The following is a 15,168-nucleotide window of genomic DNA, read 5'->3' on the forward strand; positions in this document are numbered from 1 at the left end:
GTGTAATCCTTCGTTTAGCTCATCCGTAGACCCGCAACATTCTCAAGCGGGTATTACAGGATAGCTTCGTATGGATGAGGTAACAGTCCGGCTTCTGGACAACACACGCGTCGATGATCGTTCGGCGTATGACGTCAGCAATCTTGCCCAGTTGCGGGTGACAGGCGTTCCCGACCACTTGCAATACGGACGCTCGTTACAAAGCGTCGCCCTGATCCACGGCACGGCACTGATCGAGGCGCTGGCGCCAGGGCTGTCGGCCGACGTGAGCTTTGATGATCTGGTTCGGGTCAGTGCGACCCTCTGTGCCAGCCCCGAGCCGGCGATCCAGGCCTTGTTGGCCACAACCCTGGTGCGACCGGCGTTGCTCTATGCAAGCGCCCATCAGGCCGTCGAACTGGAGGGCGATGCTACCGACACGGCCAGCGCCGCGCAGATCGCTACGGCAATGGACCACCTCAAGGCCCGGCAGGATGCCCATGCCGGTGAACTGCAGGCGTTGTTGAGCCTCAAGGCACCGGATCGTCGGCAGCTGGCCGACAACCTGTTGCGCGAGTCAGGCATTGCTGAGGACGTCTGGACCTTACCCGCAGACCCTTCGGGCATTGCGTTGCTCCAGACGCGAGGCTTCAGCCTCGCCTGGTCTTACTCGCTTGATCGGCTGGCCGCATGGAATCGACCGCAGGCAAGCCTGGTCGAACTGGTGATGATGGGCGAGCTCTGGCGTGACGGCCAGTCCACGATCCCTGAAGCCTATGAGCGTGCCTGGCAGGTTTACGAGGCGGCGCTGCTGCGTGCACAAACGGCGGTGATCGCCCGCCTGTTTGGCGAGATGCAGCCCGCACAGCGTGAGCTGCTGCTGAAATCGACCTGCGAACTGAACCGGGTCAGATTCCAGGACGGCGAGGGGACACACGGTCTGTTGATTCGCTGTCGACAGGTGGATCAGCCGAGCGAATTTCATAATCAGGCGGCCGGCGAGACCTTCTTCGAGCTGTTTCCGGCGGCGGGTGTGGTGCGTTTGACCACCCAGCGCTTCGACTACCATCCTGCGCACCGTTCCATCGACTCGATCAATCTGCCTGAGCTATGGCGCAATCACGAGGCCAACCTGGCGCTTGATGCCAAGGCGCCGTTCATCGCACTGAACCCTTTCGACAGCGATGCCTACCTGTATGGCCAGCTGTCGCGCAGCGCGAAGAGCCTGCACACACCCGCTTTGGGCGAGTTGGTTCCGGCGGCGCAACTGTGCACGCCTGACTCCCTTGCCTCACTGGCAAGCGCGGCTGCCCGGCATCTGCTGGCCGGATTCTTGAAGCAGAGCAAGCAAGCGCATCGGCACCTGAATGGCTGGGAGCAAACCTGGGCCAAAGAGCGCGAATGGGCGGACACGGCCGCCCGCTGGCTGGTGCCGTTCTATGGCTGCATCAAGGACCTGTCGAGCGGCGAGCACTCTGCTGCGGTGGTGGCGCAATGCAGCCTGGACACGGCATTTGCCTTGATCCCCTTGGGGCAGTTTGTCAGTGCCACGACCCGTATCGTGCTGCGTGCCGGGGAACTGAGCGTAGTATCGCTGGGCGTCCAGGGTGCCAAGGCTGTTGCTGGCCTGGCCGAGGGGCTGGCACAACAAAGTGCGGCGTTTCTGGCGCGTGATGTTGCCCAGGCTGCTGCGCTGGCCGGCCAGTCTGCGCTGGACCTGCTGCATGAGCTGCCGTCCTTCAAACGCGTGTTTGCGTCGTCCGTTGGAGTGGATTGGCATGAATCCGGGTTCGCTATGCGCCAGTTGGCGGGTGAGGCGTTCAGCCCTGAAGGTGTTCGCCTGCAACGGGTGGAACGTAGCTGTAGGATGCGCCGCGATCTTGTGCCTGTCGCCTGCACCGAAGGGATCGTGCTGCAAACCCCGCCGCCCTTATTGCCAGAAGAGCCGCTAGAGCAGGTAAAGGCGGGCCATCACTACAGTCATGCGATGGCCGCTCGCCGCTTTGAACTGGCTACGCTGAATGCCGGGTCGCAGCAATTGCACGTCTTCGTGCATGAAAACCGGCTGTTCACATGGAAAGTGCCTGATGCGCTGCAGCCTTCTTCTTCCACGCAGGCGGTTGCCGCAAGAGCGGTTGAAGTCAGCATCCCTGACAAGGTGACGTATAACTTGCCTCTACAGCCGCAGTTGCAGTATCGGCAGAGGCTCAACGCTCAGCAACTGCAGGAGCCCGATTTTGGCGTGAGCGCGCATGCCATGGAGCTGAACCTGAATTTATTTGAGCACCAAGAGCCGGTCATACGATTGGGCGGTATTGTCGAGGGTGTCGAAGACGCTCGGGTTTTGCGTGGCTCGTGTCTTTTTAGCCCCTTGAATCAGCGCCAATGGATCTACATCGAGGCTGACCACAGTATCTTCTACCGGGCACCGGCCCCCACCAAGGCGTCACCAGAGCTACTGTTTGAGCGCTTGGAGGAGGGCGATCCAGGCCTCGCCGATTATCTGTCTCACACCGAGCAGTATCGGTTGGTGCGGGAGGTCCCGAGCATCTGGCAAGACCGGCAGAACATTGCCCGCATGCTGTTTGACATGCTCAATGAGACCGAGCGTGCCCTGCTGCCAGAGGCTGGCATGACTTTCGAGCAATACGACCAACTGTGTCACGACCGGCAGTGGACCAATCAGTTCTTCGAATACGCCACCAACGTGTTGTCGGGAAAATCGTTCCAGGACGCTTATATCGAGCTGGCCAGGCAAACCGTGGCGGACTTCAGGCCAATGGCCGAGCGCAGTCCGGCAGAGGTCCAGCCCTTGCTGGACGTGCTCAATAACCTGCTGCCTGCCAAGCCTGTGCGCAAAGGCTGGCAGGCGCTGAGCGCCGACAACATTGTGCAGCCCGCAGCGATCAAGCGGATTCGCAAGCAGGTCAACGGCGCCAACCTCGCATTCGCTTGCGTGCATGTGGACGGGCGTCAGGCCTATGTGTTTTATGCCGTCTCCGGCGGCCGGCTCGGCGAGAACGTGCGATTGCAACCGGAGTGGCCGTGGACCGACGGCTCGTTTATCAACGGAGTCGATTACATTGATGCTCACCCACGTCGCCCGACCCTGGTTGACCCTCAAGAGTATGCGATTGCGGATGACCCGCGTTTCACCACGTTGCCCACGTTGCGCCATGCCGACCGCCTGCAGGTGCGTGCTATCAACCGTAGCCTGGACTCGGAGCGGCTGATCGGTACGCGGCTCAAGGATGAACTGCAAGACAGGGCTGGCTCCGTTACCCGCATCGACTTCTTTACCTTGCTGGATGCCTGTCGTTCCTGTGGTGGCTTCGCCTTGCCGAGGCTCAAACATGATTTCCCAACGGCTGAGTTTTCGGTGACCTATCTCAAGCCTTACCAGGACGACTGATTCACTGGCGCAGATTATCTGGCGCAATCGCGTCAGGTCATTGATAACCATGAGTGCTTATTGATCAGTAAGCCTGCTAGGCTTGGTGCCCATTGCCAATCAGCCCGCGCTTACTCTTATGCTTGAACGCTTACTGACCTTGGGCGGCCTGCTGCTGGTCGCACAGATGGCGCAGGCCGTGACCATCTACAAAACCACAGACGCCAATGGGGTGGTGTCATTCAGTGACCGGCCTTCGCCGGGCGCGGCCGTGGTGGTGTTCCGCGACCGGATGGTCGAGCACATCGAGCGCCAGGTGCGGCTGGACGTGCGCAAGGTCAATGGGGTCGACAGCCTGTATGTGCGCAATGACCTGTATGCGCCGGTCGAGATCGAACTCAGGCTGAGCAACCTGAAGAACGTGCTGGGTGTGCAGGGCAATTCCACGACCCTGCGCCGCACCTTGGCGGCGCGCAGCAATGAACGGGTGATCGTGCTCAGCCCCAGGCAGGCAGGGCAAGCGATCAACTACAGCACCAGGCTGACCTCGACCCTGGGGGCGCCAGGAGGCAACCCTCTGGCGTACCGCTACCCGCTGCCGTGGGTGGGCGGGCCATTTCGCCTGACTCAGGGGCCGGGCGGCAAATACAGCCACAGCGACCCCAAGGGCCGCTATGCGATGGATATCGCCATGCCTGAGGGCACGCCGATCATCGCGGCGCGGGCCGGCACAGTGATCAAGGTGGAAAACAACCAGACCGGGCGTGGTTCGAACCCGGCTGGCAACTTCGTCAGGATTCTCCACGACGACGGCACCATGGGCGTTTACCTGCACCTGATGCGCGGCTCGGTGGTGGTCAGTGAAGGGCAGAAGGTCAGCGTCGGCAGCGCCCTGGCCCGGTCAGGCAACACCGGCAACAGCACAGGTCCACACCTGCATTTTGTCGTGCAGCGCAATGTCGGCCAGGAGCTGGTGTCGATCCCTTACGAATTCAACCGGCCGATCCAGAGCCTGCCGAATTTTGCCGTGGGCGGCAATTGATAAGCGGACCGCCTGCCGATCCTGATACACCGCAGGAGCAGCTTCAGCTGCGAATTCTTTGCCCTTCGCGGCCAGAGCTTCGCAGCTAGAGCCAATACTGTTCAGTTAAGTGCACAAGTCTCGGTGGCTTGCCGGAGTGCCGGACCACAACGAAGACGGCGGCACATTCACAACAGATGTAGTGTCTTTACCGGCCTCTTCGCGACCAAGGTCGCTCCCACAAAAAGGCATGCGGCGCTTATCGGAACAGTATTGCAGCTAAAGCTGCTACGGCGCGGGCCGGTGGTGATCAATCGAGCTTGAGCACCTTGGCCAGGACGATCTTCGGGCCTTTCATCTTCTTGATGATGATGCGCAGGCCTTCGAACTCCATCTGCTCCTCTTCTTCAGGCACGCGTTTGAGCGATTCGTAAATCAGCCCGGCGAGGGTCTCGGCTTCGATATGATCCAGGTCGATGCCCAGCATGCGCTCGATCTTGAACAGCGGGGTGTCGCCACGCACCAGCAGCTTGCCGGGCTGGTAAGCGAGGATGCCGCGTTCGACCTTGCGGTGTTCGTCCTGGATGTCGCCGACCAGTACCTCCAGCACGTCTTCCATGGTCAGATAGCCAATGACCTTGCCGTCGGCTTCTTCGACCAGAGCAAAGTGAGCGCTGCCCTGACGGAACTGCTCCAGCAGACGGGCCAGCGGCATGTGCCGCGAGACGCGTTCCAGCGGCCGGATCAGGTCGGCAAGGTTGAACAGCTCGGGAACGTGGTCGAGTTCGGCCAGCTCCAGCAGCAGGTCCTTGATATGCAGCAGGCCGACGAACTCGCCGCGCTCGGCATCGAATATCGGGTAGCGACTGAACTTGTGGCGGCGAACCTGGGCAAGGATTTCCTTGAGTGGCGCATGGAAGTCCAGAAAGATCATGTCTTCGCGCGAGTTGGCCCAGTCGACCACCTCCAGTTCGCCCATCTCGACCGCTGAGGCCAGCACGCGCATCCCCTGATCGCTGGGGTCCTGGCCACGGCTGGAGTGCAGGATCAGTTTCAGTTCTTCGCGGCTGTAGCTGTGTTCGTGATGCGGGCCAGGCTCGCCTTGCCCGGCGATACGCAGAATGGCATTGGCGCTGGCATTGAGCAGGTAGATGGCCGGGTACATCAGCCAGTAGAACAGGTACAGCGGCGCAGCAGTCCACAGCGACAGCAGTTCAGGCTTGCGAATCGCCCATGATTTGGGCGCCAGCTCGCCGACCACGATGTGCAGGTAGGAAATGATAAAGAATGCGGTGAAGAACGACACGCCCTTGATCACTTCCGGGCTGTCGACGCCAGCCGCGGCCAGCAGAGGTTCAAGCAGGTGGGCGAAGGCCGGCTCACCGACCCAGCCCAGGCCCAGCGAGGCGAGGGTAATACCCAGTTGGCAGGCTGACAGGTAGGCGTCCAGTTGCCCGTGCACGGTGCGCAGGATCCGTCCGCGCCAGCCGTTCTTGTCGGCGATGGATTCGACCTTGGTCGAGCGCAGTTTGACCATGGCGAACTCGGCGGCAACGAAGAAGCCGTTGAGCAGCACCAGCAGGAAAGCGAAGAGAATCATGCCGAAATCGGCGAACAGTGAAGCCAGGTTGATACCAGGGGAAGGGTCCATGATGGAGATTTACAGTTTCCGTTTGATCCGAAGAGATTTGGCTTTGACTTTGGCTTTATCCATAGCAAATACAAGGCCATGAGAAACGCAATGTAACGATTGCGCGCTTGCTTGCATAGGGACATGAACGGCGAGGTCAGAGTTCGTCGAAGTCGTCGTCCGGGTCGGCCATCTGGATTGACGAGAAATGACAGACAAATACGCTGCCTTTGCCGATCACGCTGTTGATTTCCAGCTTGCCACGGTGGCGCAGCAGCACGTGCTTGACGATTGCCAGGCCCAGGCCGGTGCCGCCGGTGTTCGACGCGCGGCTGGTGTCGACCCGGTAGAAGCGTTCGGTCAGGCGCGGCAGGTGCTTGGTTTCGATGCCGATGCCCGAGTCCTGAACGCTCAGGTGTGCACCACGGGTATCGACCCACCAGCGCACGCGTATCTCGCCGCCGGCCGGGGTGTACTTGACCGCATTGAAAATCAGGTTGGAAAACGCACTGCGCAGCTCGGTCTCGCTGCCCTTGAGCCCCATGTCGCTGTCGATGGCCAGGCTGATGCTGTGATTGTTGCTGGCCGACAAGGCCTGGGCATCGCTGGTGATGGTTTTGAGTAACGGGCCGACAGCGATCGGCTGGCTGTCTGAGGGGTAGTCGGTGGCTTCGAGCTTGGCCAGCAGCAGCAGGTCGTTGAGCAGGGTCTGCATGCGGCTGCCTTGCTGGTGCATCTGCTGCAGCGCGCGGACCCAGCGCGGGTTGACGCTTTCACTGTTGTCGAGCAGGGTTTCCAGGTAGCCGAAAATCACTGTCAGTGGCGTGCGCAGTTCGTGAGACACGTTGGCCACGAAGTCTTTGCGCATCTGTTCCAGTTGATGGATACGGGTGACATCACGCACCAGCATCAGGTGCTCGTTATTACCGTAGCGGGTAATCAACAGCTGGATACGGATGCGGTCGTTGTTGGGTGAAGGAATTTCCAGCGGCTCGGCGTAGTTACCGTGGGCGAAATACTCCTTGAAGCGCGGATGGCGTACCAGGTTGGTCACCGGCTGGCCGCTGTCCTGAGGGGTCTTGAGGCCCAGCAGGGTTTCGGCGGCGCGGTTCCACCACTCCAGGTTGCCTTCGGAGTCGAGCATGATGACCGCGTCACGCAGCGCGGCGGTGGACTCCTGAACCCGGTCAATCACCGCCTGCAAACGTCCGCGTACGCGTTGGTCGCGGCGTTGCAGGTGATAGATGCTGTCGAACACGTCGCCCCACAGGCCGTAGCCGTCCGGTGGCGGCTCATCGGCTTTGTGGCTGCTCAGCCAGGTATGCAGGCGCAGCAGTTGCTTGAGTGTCCAGGCCAGATACAGCCCAAGGCCGACCGACAGGCTCCAGCCATATTCGCCGCTGATCAGACCAACGACCATGCAGGCGGTCACCAGCAGCAACATATGGCGTATCAGGGTGCCGTGCCAGTTGGGGTTCAATTAGGGGTGTATCCTTGTCTGTACAGCGGGTTCAGGCGGCCGGATTCAGCTTTTGGTTGAGAACCGGTAGCCAGTGCCGCGTACGGTCTGTACCAGGTTCTCATAGGCATCACCCAACGCTTTGCGCAGACGACGGATATGCACGTCTACGGTGCGTTCTTCGACATAGACGTTGCCGCCCCACACCTGATCGAGCAACTGGCCGCGGGTATAGGCGCGCTCCTGGTGGGTCATGAAGAACTGCAGCAGGCGGTACTCGGTCGGGCCCATCTCGGCTGGTTTGCCGTCGATGGTGACGCGGTGGCTGATCGGGTCGAGCAGCAGGCCACCGACTTCAATCGGTGCTTCGCCGTCGGTCGGGCCGGCGCGGCGCAGGACTGCCTTGAGGCGTGCGACCAGCTCGCGCGGCGAGAACGGCTTGGTGATGTAGTCGTCGGCACCGACTTCCAGGCCCTGGATCTTATTGTCCTCTTCGCCCTTGGCGGTGAGCATGATGATCGGGATGTCCCCGGTCAGCTCGTCACGCTTGAGGCGCCGTGCCAGCTCGATACCGGAGGTGCCGGGCAGCATCCAGTCGAGCAGGATCAGGTCCGGCTTGCGATCGATGATGATGGCGTGCGCCTGTTGGGAATTTTCGGCTTCAAGGCAGTCATAGCCGGCCATTTCCAATGCAACGGCGATCATTTCGCGAATAGGCGCTTCGTCGTCAACGATCAGAATGCTCCTGCCAACCATGCTTGAACCTCTTGTCATTTAACTGTCTTGGGGCGCATTAGATAACGGAATTATTGCAGTCGTGTGACATCTGTGGTCAGGCTAGCATTGCGGGGCTCTTAACGCAGCGCATAATCGGCCACGATCCCGCCGAAGATCGCCATGCCCGCCCAGTGGTTATGCAGGAATGCGTTGAAGCAGGCGTCACGATCACGCTGCCGGGTACTGTGCCACTGCCAGGCGAAGCAGCCAGCGGCGCCCAGCAGGCCGAGCTGGAACAGGCCGCCCAGGCCGAACCGGTTGCCAGCCAGCAGCAGGCAGCCCAGCGCCAGGGCTTGCAGCGTCACGATGATGGTACGGTCGGCATCGCCGAACAGCACGGCGGTGGATTTAACGCCGATACGCAGGTCGTCGTCACGGTCGACCATGGCGTAGTAGGTGTCATAGGCCACAGTCCATAGCAGGTTGGCGATATACAGCAGCCAGGCCGCCGCCGGCAGGCTGCCGGTCTCGGCAGTGAAGGCCATCGGCATACCCCAGGAGAACGCAGCGCCCAGCACCACCTGCGGGTAATAGGTGTAGCGTTTCATGAACGGATAGCAGGCCGCCAGGGCCAGCCCGCCGAACGACAGCCAGACCGTCGTCGAGTTGGTCAGCAATACCAATAGAAAGCTCAAGGTCACCAGCACGGCGAACAGCACCAGTGCTTCGCGGGACGTCACCTTGCCACTGGCCAGCGGGCGCTGCTGGGTGCGTTTGACGTGGCCATCGACCTTGCGGTCGGCAAAGTCGTTGATCACACAGCCCGCTGCACGCATCAGGAACACGCCGATGACGAAAATCAGCACATTGCCCAGCGACGGGCTGCCGGTGCCGGCAATCCACAACGCCCAGAGCGTTGGCCAGAGCAGCAGGTAGATACCGATCGGTTTGTCGATGCGGGTCAGTTGCACAAAGTCCCAGGCGCGTGGATTCAGGCGATTCAACGATTTGAGCAGCGACAGGTACATCAGGTGAGATCCTTTAATGAATTCCAGAAGGCCGGCAAAAATACCTCCGCGACCAGGATACTCAGCGGGCCGCGGCTGAAACACGAGCGGCGTGCCCACAAGCCTTCGGCGCGGTCCTGGGCGGGCAGCCACTGGCCGGGCCAGGCGCGCACCTGCAGGGCGCCGCGATCGAAGGCCGGGTCGCTGAACAGCAGTTCGCCCAGCGAGCGGGTGCCCAGTTCGTCCATCTGCAACCCGCAATCCTGTAACGCCGCATGGCCGGCCACACTGCGGGCGAAGACCCAGGCCTGGCCATTGCCGCGCAGATAGACTTCGCGCACCCAGCCCAAGCTGGCCGGGGCCAGCTTCAGAGCCGCGCATTCGTCGTCACGCAGGGTTTGCCAGCCTTGATCGACCAGGGTGACGCTGAAGCCGTCATTGGACAGGCGAGTCAGGCGCCGGGTGAGCGAGTCCTGATTGAACAGCCAGTCCGCTATGCGGGCAGGCGGCAGCGGATTGAGTTGCTGGCGTTCGAGCCACTGATCGGGCGGGGGAGCGGGATTTTGCTGGGTCACGGTCAGCCATTGGCGGCAATCTTCGAGGCGCCGAGCTTAGCATGAGCGCTGTGGCGCTTGCGCCGTTTGCAGGTGCTGCGGCGAGGTCGCAAACGGCTCTGTTCTGGCCCGTTGTGTCGCGTCCGGCGCGGCCAGACCGGAAAAATCGGGTTATTTGTCGACTTGAGTGCATTTTTCGTCGCAGATTCGTCGCGCCCCCACTGGCGCGGGCGTTTGCCGCGTGCCATTCTGCTGTTCGACCGCCGTTGCGTGGAGCCGTAACGGCAGCTGAACGCCGGCCCGAATGGGTGGCGCGGTACATAAAAACAAAAAATCGCAGAAAGAGGCTTAGTACATGCGTAAACCAGATCTCGCAGCCGCCATTGCTGAAAAAACGGACCTGACCAAAGACCAGTCCACTCGCGTTCTCAACGCCATTCTCGAAGAAATCACCGGCGCACTGCACCGCAAGGACAGTGTCACCCTGGTCGGTTTCGGTACCTTCCTGCAACGTCATCGCGGTGCCCGCACCGGCAAGAACCCGCAAACCGGTGAGCCAGTGACCATCAAGGCCAGCAACACGGTGTCCTTCAAGCCAGGCAAGGCTCTGAAAGACACGGTCAACTGATCGCCAGGCGCAGGCGGCTTCAAACGGTCAAAGCCCTCGATTCTGGAGGGCTTTACTTTTTGTGTTTATGTTTATCGCTGTAACTTGGGAAATATCCTACATATTTTGGTAGATATTCCGTCTTTTCTGCGGATTTTTCCGACATTTTTTCCGAACTTTTCTCCGTAAAGTGCGCGCCCGTTGCATCTCTTAAACGCGTCTCTTTGGGAAAAAAAATGAAAAAATTATGGATGTCGGCCGCCGTGGCAGTACTGATCGCAACCACCAGTGGCTGCGTCAGCTATAACACCAGCCAGCCGAGTGCTCCGGTCAGCAGTTCGGTCAAGGCAGACCTGAAGGCTGACGTCGCCGTGGGCGGTTCCATCTCCGGTCAATCCTCGACCAATATCCTGTTCAACTTCCTGAGCTTCGGCGGTGATAACGAGTTCGCCGACGGTGTGGTTTATGGTGGCTCTGACGGTGGCTTGAGCCTGAGCATGCTGGACCCGATTTCCAGCGTAAAGGCGGCAGCCGCCTACAAGGCGGTTAAGTCCTCCGGGGCCGATCTGATCGTGGCGCCGCGCTACGAGGTCAAGGTGCAGAACTACTTCATCTTCAAGAAGGTAGAGGTGAAGGTGACAGGCAATAAGGGCAGCATCAACAGCATCCGCTGACGATTGCGCCGGATGTGGGGACAAACCGCATCCGGCTGTTTAATTCAAGAATCAACCCGCTACACTGCCTGCCGCTCTTACTGATCGGCGCAACCTGCATGAAGTTTCGTTTCCTTCTCTGGGCACTGGGTCTATTGATGGCCCGTGCCAGTCGCAACAATCCGGCATTCCAGCAACAGTTGGTCGATAAAGACCTGACCTTCCAGCTGCAAACCGCTGACGGCAAAGTGGCGCGTCATTACATCGTGCACGGGCAGCGGATACGCAGCGCGAGAGGTGCCGCTCAAGCGCCGGCGTTCACCATCGCCTTTCGCGATTGCGCTTATGGGTTTGCCACGCTGCAGGCCAGCAACAAGCAGCTGGCGTTCATGCAGGGTATCCAGAGCAAGGATATCCAGATCAAGGGCAACCCGGCGTTGGTCATTTGGTTCCAGGGCCTTACTCGTTACCTGAAACCGAAAAAGAAAGCCTGATCAGGGTAATTGCAAACCACCTGCTGCCTTGTGCATGGCACGCAGATGCTCGCCGATCTGTTTGAGGTTGGCTTCGGTTGCCGTGATCTCGGCGGCCCGCCCCGGTTCAAGTAAAGCGCGGATTTCGCCGTCCAGATCGCCGGTCAGGCGCTTGAGCAGTTTCTGTCGCTCGCTGCTCTGTGATTCCAGGCGCTGCCATTCATCGACTTGCGGCAGGCCATAACCGCGGCTGTCGAGCAATTCGGCAGGCCGACTCAGAAAACCGCTGTTGGCCAGGATGTCCTGTAACGTGCCGGTGGCTTTCGAGACCCGGCCGTCTTGCTGTTCTCTGGCACTCAGATAGCGTTGTTTGACCTCGTCCTGGGCCAGTAGTAACTGGCGACGCAGGCTGGCCTGCTCAAGCAGCAGAATGGCCGCACTGGTGCGCAGGTCGGCCTTGGCAAGCCACGGACGACGCTCACTGGCTGGCTGTTGCAGCCAGTCTTCCACGCTGTTCTGGCGGATCGGCAGGTTCTTTTTCAGCACCTCGAACATCGCCTGGTAGCGGTCGCGGTAGGAGTCGAAGCGATAACCCAGGCGTAGCGCCTCTTTGGGATTGTCCAGCACGCTGGTGTCGGCCAGTTTGCGGCCCTTGAGCACTTCCAGCAGACCGTTGGGCAAGATGCTGTCCAGAGCCGTCAGACCAGGATTGGCAGTGCCGGCGCGCAGCAGCTTGAGGGTTTCCACGGCGCAGTTATTGGACAGGAAGTAATAGTCGCCGTCGTAACTCCAGTGCATTTCGGCGGCGTGGCGCACCAGATTGTCGATCTCCTGGCGGTTCAGCTTCAGCGGCACGGAAGCCAGGCTGCGCAGTTCAGTCTTGGTGTATTCGTCGATCACCTGGCCCAGCGGCAACACAAACAGGCGTGACGGATAGGCGCCGGTCAGGCCGTCCCAGCTGGACAACTGTACATCACCGACAAATGCCCGGTAGGACAACACCAGGTGCTGGTCAAGGTCCAGACGGCAATCCGGGCCGCGCGGCCTGCCGGGTTTGCAGATCACCAGGCGCAGCATACTGTGCCCCCAGCGGCTCATCAGGTTCTGGTTGGCTTCTGCCAGCAGGTAATCCACGGTGTAGACCCGTTCAGGGTCGAGCTTGCCCAGCGGCTCGCGGGCAAAGTCATTGCCGGCGTTGAGGTAGGGATAGACCGTCGGGCATGGCTGTTGACTGGCCGGTGCCCAGCCGAACTGCTGCTTGTACCAGGCGTACAACGCGGGGCGTCGGCAAGCATAGGCCGGATCAAGCAGGAAGTACTCCATGTTGACGGCGACAAACTCCAGCGGGCTGCTCAGCTCGTAGCTGTCCGGGCTGCGTACGCCCTGGCCATTGTGTTGTTCGCGCTCGCCACGACGGCCGACATATTGCTGCCAGCCGGCCAGATCCAGCAGCCGTGGGTCGTCACTGAGGGTGAAGCGGCGCTCGGTCTGGCCCCGACATTCATCGGCCAGGCCGACCTTGCCCAGGGCGCTGTGCTGCCGGCTACAGCGCACGATCAGGCTGCGCTGGGCGGCTGGCCACAAGCGGGCGCGGTCATAGATGTGGGTCAGCTCATGGAGCACGGTGGCCAGCAGTTCGCGGCGCACGGTGCCATGCGGGCGTTGAGTCTGGGCGGTGGCCGCCGAGCCGTCGCTCAGGGAGGACAGCAAGCGGGTATTGAGATAGAGCTGATAAGGTCCCGCAGCCTGGCCATAGGCGTTAGCCGGCATGTCACTGGACCAGCTGACCTGGACCTTGCGATCCAGGTTGTGGATGAAGGCCGGCGGCAAAGCCTGCACAGCTTCGTCCAGCAACGCCTGGGTGGCCTGGCGCTCGGTCGGGCTCAAGTGCTCATCGCGCAAGATCAGTTGCAGATCGGCGAGCGCCGGCAGGGCTGTCAGTGCCAGAGCTGCGGCCAGCAGCCAGGCGCCAAGGCGTCTCACAATGCGAGGATAGCTTCAGCCAGGGTCTGGTCGCTGGCAGTACGCGCTTCAGGCACGCGGCTGCGCAGGGTGTCGAAGGCGGCGTCGAGCCGTGCGCCGTGGATATCGCCATTACTGGCGACATAGCTGGCAGCGTCGTCTCGGGCTTGCTGGACAACCTTTGAGTCACGGATCGAGGTGGTGGTGTCGGACGTGAAATCAATGGAGCGGCCGAAAGCACGAACGATGATGTTGCTGGTGGCCACCACTGTCTGGGCCTGAGCCAGATCGGCCATCAACAGCATGCCTAAGGTCGCGGCAATCAACGGGGTGCGCATGTAACGTCTCCGGAAACAAAAGCTGAAAAGTGCCTATTGGACGAGAATTGCTTCTGCCAGTTCAAGGTCGCTGGCATGAAGTTTTGCCTGGCTTTTACGCAACTGATGCAACGCCGACTCAAGTTGTGCACCGCGTAGCTGCCCGTCGGTAGCGACAAAGGCGGCTGCATCGTCGTGAGCTGCGAGAATCAGCTTGTTGTCGAACGGTGCACTGGTGACTTTGCTGGTTACGTAGCCACTGACAACGACGCCTTGGGTCGTGACATCGAAGGCTTGGGCTGAAGTGCTGTAGGTCAGGCTGGCCAGCAGCGACAGGGATAACAGTTTCAATAAACGCATGGCAGTTCAGGGCAATTGCAGAACGAGGCTCAAGGCTAGCGCAAATGCTTGCAGCAGAGCTACCCGTGAGGGCAGCCAGGGTCTGTGTTCAACAAACGGTGTTACACAAAACCCTGGCCAGACCTGATGGTGTTTCAGATGGCCAGAATGGCTTGGGCCAACTGCGCGTCGCTCGCCTGCAGTTGCGGCTGGACCTGGCGAATATGGCTCAGTGCGGCCTCCAGGCGTGCACCGCGGATCTCGCCGGCGCTGCCCACGAAGCTGGCAGCATCATCGCGTGCGGCGCGTACAACCTTGTCATCGCGCAGTGAGGAGCTGATGTCGGACGTGGCATCGGTAGTCGCCGCAACCGCACCGACGAGCGCATCGGTGGTGACCACGAAGCTGGTTGCATTCGCGTTGAGGGCGGCGGTCAGCAGAGCTGTAGTAGCGAGAACACGAAGCATGGACATGGACGATTTCCGTAAGAAGGTTAATCAACAGCCGTCAGGCTGAATCGTGGCGGCTAGCCTAGCGCAGCCACTCACTCTACGGCTATTGCGGCTGTTTGCCAGCGATTACAGACTGTACTGGTGATATTTTGGTTCAATTGAAACTGTTCTGTTTTTTGCGCTGACGGCCGTTTTCCTGCCAGAAACGACAAGGCCCGTCAGCAGTTTCCTGCGACGGGCCTTGTAGGGATTCGGTGCGCTGGTCGGGGCAGACCTTAGGGTCTCAGACCAGATTGCGCCGTATCAACGCCAGAATGGCTTGCTCAGCTCTTCGTAACGCTGCGACTCGCTGATACCGGCGTCGGCCAGCAGGCGGGCGTCCAGGCGAGCCAGTTGACGGCGGCTCGACAGGCGACGCTGCCACAGCATCAGGGCGGCGAAGGCGCGCAGAGGCAGGGAGGCCTGGGCGTTGGAAACGGTGCTTTCTACAAACTGCTCGGAACTGAGGGTGCGTTCCATGATGTGACTTCCTTCCGCTTGTGGCGGGATTAGAGATTGGCTTGACTGGTGCCTATCTTCCTCTCGTTCGGTCCACATCCATAGACAC

At 60.6% G+C, this 15,168-nt stretch carries 15 protein-coding genes; 5 read left to right on the forward strand and 10 right to left on the reverse strand.

The features are described from left to right. Positions 1-70: 70 nt before the first annotated feature. Positions 71-3,391, forward strand: a complete 3,321-nt coding sequence (locus NJC40_RS06445) for a deaminase domain-containing protein (protein ID WP_253142638.1) — start codon at positions 71-73, stop codon at positions 3,389-3,391. A gap of 118 nt (positions 3,392-3,509) precedes the next feature. After that, the gene (locus tag NJC40_RS06450; protein WP_045485571.1) at positions 3,510-4,412 is read left to right on the forward strand and encodes a peptidoglycan DD-metalloendopeptidase family protein; all 903 of its coding nucleotides are present in this window, start codon (positions 3,510-3,512) and stop codon (positions 4,410-4,412) included. A gap of 289 nt (positions 4,413-4,701) precedes the next feature. Here NJC40_RS06450 and NJC40_RS06455 read toward each other — a convergent pair whose 3' ends face one another. The 5 genes from NJC40_RS06455 to NJC40_RS06475 form a co-directional block, all read right to left on the reverse strand. Further along, entirely contained in the window at positions 4,702-6,042 is a 1,341-nt protein-coding gene (locus NJC40_RS06455; protein WP_253117833.1) for a hemolysin family protein, read from the reverse strand. A gap of 136 nt (positions 6,043-6,178) precedes the next feature. Further along, positions 6,179-7,465, reverse strand: a complete 1,287-nt coding sequence (gene phoR, locus NJC40_RS06460; RefSeq protein ID WP_492180552.1) for a phosphate regulon sensor histidine kinase PhoR — start codon at positions 7,463-7,465, stop codon at positions 6,179-6,181. An 81-nt stretch (positions 7,466-7,546) separates the two neighbouring features. Then, on the reverse strand, positions 7,547-8,236 hold the full coding sequence (phoB, locus tag NJC40_RS06465) for a phosphate regulon transcriptional regulator PhoB (RefSeq protein WP_045485577.1): 690 nt from the start codon (positions 8,234-8,236) through the stop codon (positions 7,547-7,549). Positions 8,237-8,334: 98 nt separating this feature from the next. Further along, positions 8,335-9,225: a 4-hydroxybenzoate octaprenyltransferase gene (ubiA, locus tag NJC40_RS06470; protein ID WP_253142636.1), complete on the reverse strand. Its 891-nt coding sequence runs from the start codon at positions 9,223-9,225 to the stop codon at positions 8,335-8,337. Further along, positions 9,225-9,779, reverse strand: a complete 555-nt coding sequence (locus NJC40_RS06475) for a chorismate--pyruvate lyase family protein (RefSeq protein ID WP_253142635.1) — start codon at positions 9,777-9,779, stop codon at positions 9,225-9,227. The genes ubiA and NJC40_RS06475 overlap by 1 nt, the downstream gene beginning before the upstream one ends. A 334-nt stretch (positions 9,780-10,113) precedes the next feature. On the opposite strand from NJC40_RS06475, the gene NJC40_RS06480 reads away from it, so the two are divergent. The 3 genes from NJC40_RS06480 to NJC40_RS06490 all read left to right on the forward strand — a co-directional run bounded on the left by NJC40_RS06480 (position 10,114) and on the right by NJC40_RS06490 (position 11,512). Continuing rightward, the gene (locus tag NJC40_RS06480; protein ID WP_045485585.1) at positions 10,114-10,386 is read left to right on the forward strand and encodes an HU family DNA-binding protein; all 273 of its coding nucleotides are present in this window, start codon (positions 10,114-10,116) and stop codon (positions 10,384-10,386) included. Between the two features lie 215 nt (positions 10,387-10,601). Then, the gene (locus NJC40_RS06485) at positions 10,602-11,039 is read left to right on the forward strand and encodes a hypothetical protein (RefSeq protein WP_045485588.1); all 438 of its coding nucleotides are present in this window, start codon (positions 10,602-10,604) and stop codon (positions 11,037-11,039) included. A gap of 98 nt (positions 11,040-11,137) precedes the next feature. Beyond that, positions 11,138-11,512, forward strand: a complete 375-nt coding sequence (locus NJC40_RS06490) for a hypothetical protein (RefSeq protein WP_045485590.1) — start codon at positions 11,138-11,140, stop codon at positions 11,510-11,512. Here the strand turns inward: NJC40_RS06490 and NJC40_RS06495 are convergent, their stop codons facing one another. From NJC40_RS06495 to NJC40_RS06515, 5 genes are all read right to left on the reverse strand, one after another. Beyond that, positions 11,513-13,474 (reverse strand): DUF7844 domain-containing protein, encoded by a 1,962-nt coding sequence (locus NJC40_RS06495; RefSeq protein ID WP_045485592.1) that lies wholly within the window; start codon positions 13,472-13,474, stop codon positions 11,513-11,515. After that, entirely contained in the window at positions 13,471-13,791 is a 321-nt protein-coding gene (locus NJC40_RS06500; RefSeq protein ID WP_045485593.1) for a DUF2388 domain-containing protein, read from the reverse strand. The genes NJC40_RS06495 and NJC40_RS06500 overlap by 4 nt, the downstream gene beginning before the upstream one ends. Positions 13,792-13,824: 33 nt before the next feature. Beyond that, positions 13,825-14,130 carry a DUF2388 domain-containing protein gene (locus tag NJC40_RS06505; RefSeq protein WP_253142634.1) on the reverse strand — a complete coding sequence of 102 codons (306 nt, stop codon included), beginning with the start codon at positions 14,128-14,130 and terminating at the stop codon, positions 13,825-13,827. Positions 14,131-14,264: 134 nt separating this feature from the next. Then, the gene (locus NJC40_RS06510) at positions 14,265-14,582 is read right to left on the reverse strand and encodes a DUF2388 domain-containing protein (protein WP_045485597.1); all 318 of its coding nucleotides are present in this window, start codon (positions 14,580-14,582) and stop codon (positions 14,265-14,267) included. Positions 14,583-14,864: 282 nt separating this feature from the next. Next, positions 14,865-15,080, reverse strand: coding sequence for a DUF1127 domain-containing protein (locus NJC40_RS06515; RefSeq protein WP_253117839.1), 216 nt, complete (start codon positions 15,078-15,080; stop codon positions 14,865-14,867). Positions 15,081-15,168: the final 88 nt, after the last annotated feature.

The sequence above is a fragment of the Pseudomonas sp. 21LCFQ02 genome, assembly GCF_024129895.2.
Taxonomy (GTDB): Bacteria; Pseudomonadota; Gammaproteobacteria; order Pseudomonadales; family Pseudomonadaceae; genus Aquipseudomonas.

What these genes read in the sequence shown, in the direction of transcription:
- phoB (WP_045485577.1), bottom strand. Translation starts at nt 8,236, where the DNA reads ATGGTTGGCAGGAGCATTCTGATCGTTGACGACGAAGCGCCTATTCGC.
- NJC40_RS06480 (WP_045485585.1), top strand. Translation starts at nt 10,114, where the DNA reads ATGCGTAAACCAGATCTCGCAGCCGCCATTGCTGAAAAAACGGACCTG.
- NJC40_RS06445 (WP_253142638.1), top strand. Translation starts at nt 71, where the DNA reads ATGGATGAGGTAACAGTCCGGCTTCTGGACAACACACGCGTCGATGAT.
- NJC40_RS06490 (WP_045485590.1), top strand. Translation starts at nt 11,138, where the DNA reads ATGAAGTTTCGTTTCCTTCTCTGGGCACTGGGTCTATTGATGGCCCGT.
- NJC40_RS06515 (WP_253117839.1), bottom strand. Translation starts at nt 15,080, where the DNA reads ATGGAACGCACCCTCAGTTCCGAGCAGTTTGTAGAAAGCACCGTTTCC.
- ubiA (WP_253142636.1), bottom strand. Translation starts at nt 9,225, where the DNA reads ATGTACCTGTCGCTGCTCAAATCGTTGAATCGCCTGAATCCACGCGCC.
- NJC40_RS06505 (WP_253142634.1), bottom strand. Translation starts at nt 14,130, where the DNA reads ATGCGTTTATTGAAACTGTTATCCCTGTCGCTGCTGGCCAGCCTGACC.
- NJC40_RS06510 (WP_045485597.1), bottom strand. Translation starts at nt 14,582, where the DNA reads ATGTCCATGCTTCGTGTTCTCGCTACTACAGCTCTGCTGACCGCCGCC.
- NJC40_RS06455 (WP_253117833.1), bottom strand. Translation starts at nt 6,042, where the DNA reads ATGGACCCTTCCCCTGGTATCAACCTGGCTTCACTGTTCGCCGATTTC.
- NJC40_RS06500 (WP_045485593.1), bottom strand. Translation starts at nt 13,791, where the DNA reads ATGCGCACCCCGTTGATTGCCGCGACCTTAGGCATGCTGTTGATGGCC.
- NJC40_RS06450 (WP_045485571.1), top strand. Translation starts at nt 3,510, where the DNA reads ATGCTTGAACGCTTACTGACCTTGGGCGGCCTGCTGCTGGTCGCACAG.
- phoR (WP_492180552.1), bottom strand. Translation starts at nt 7,465, where the DNA reads ATGTTGCTGCTGGTGACCGCCTGCATGGTCGTTGGTCTGATCAGCGGC.
- NJC40_RS06485 (WP_045485588.1), top strand. Translation starts at nt 10,602, where the DNA reads ATGAAAAAATTATGGATGTCGGCCGCCGTGGCAGTACTGATCGCAACC.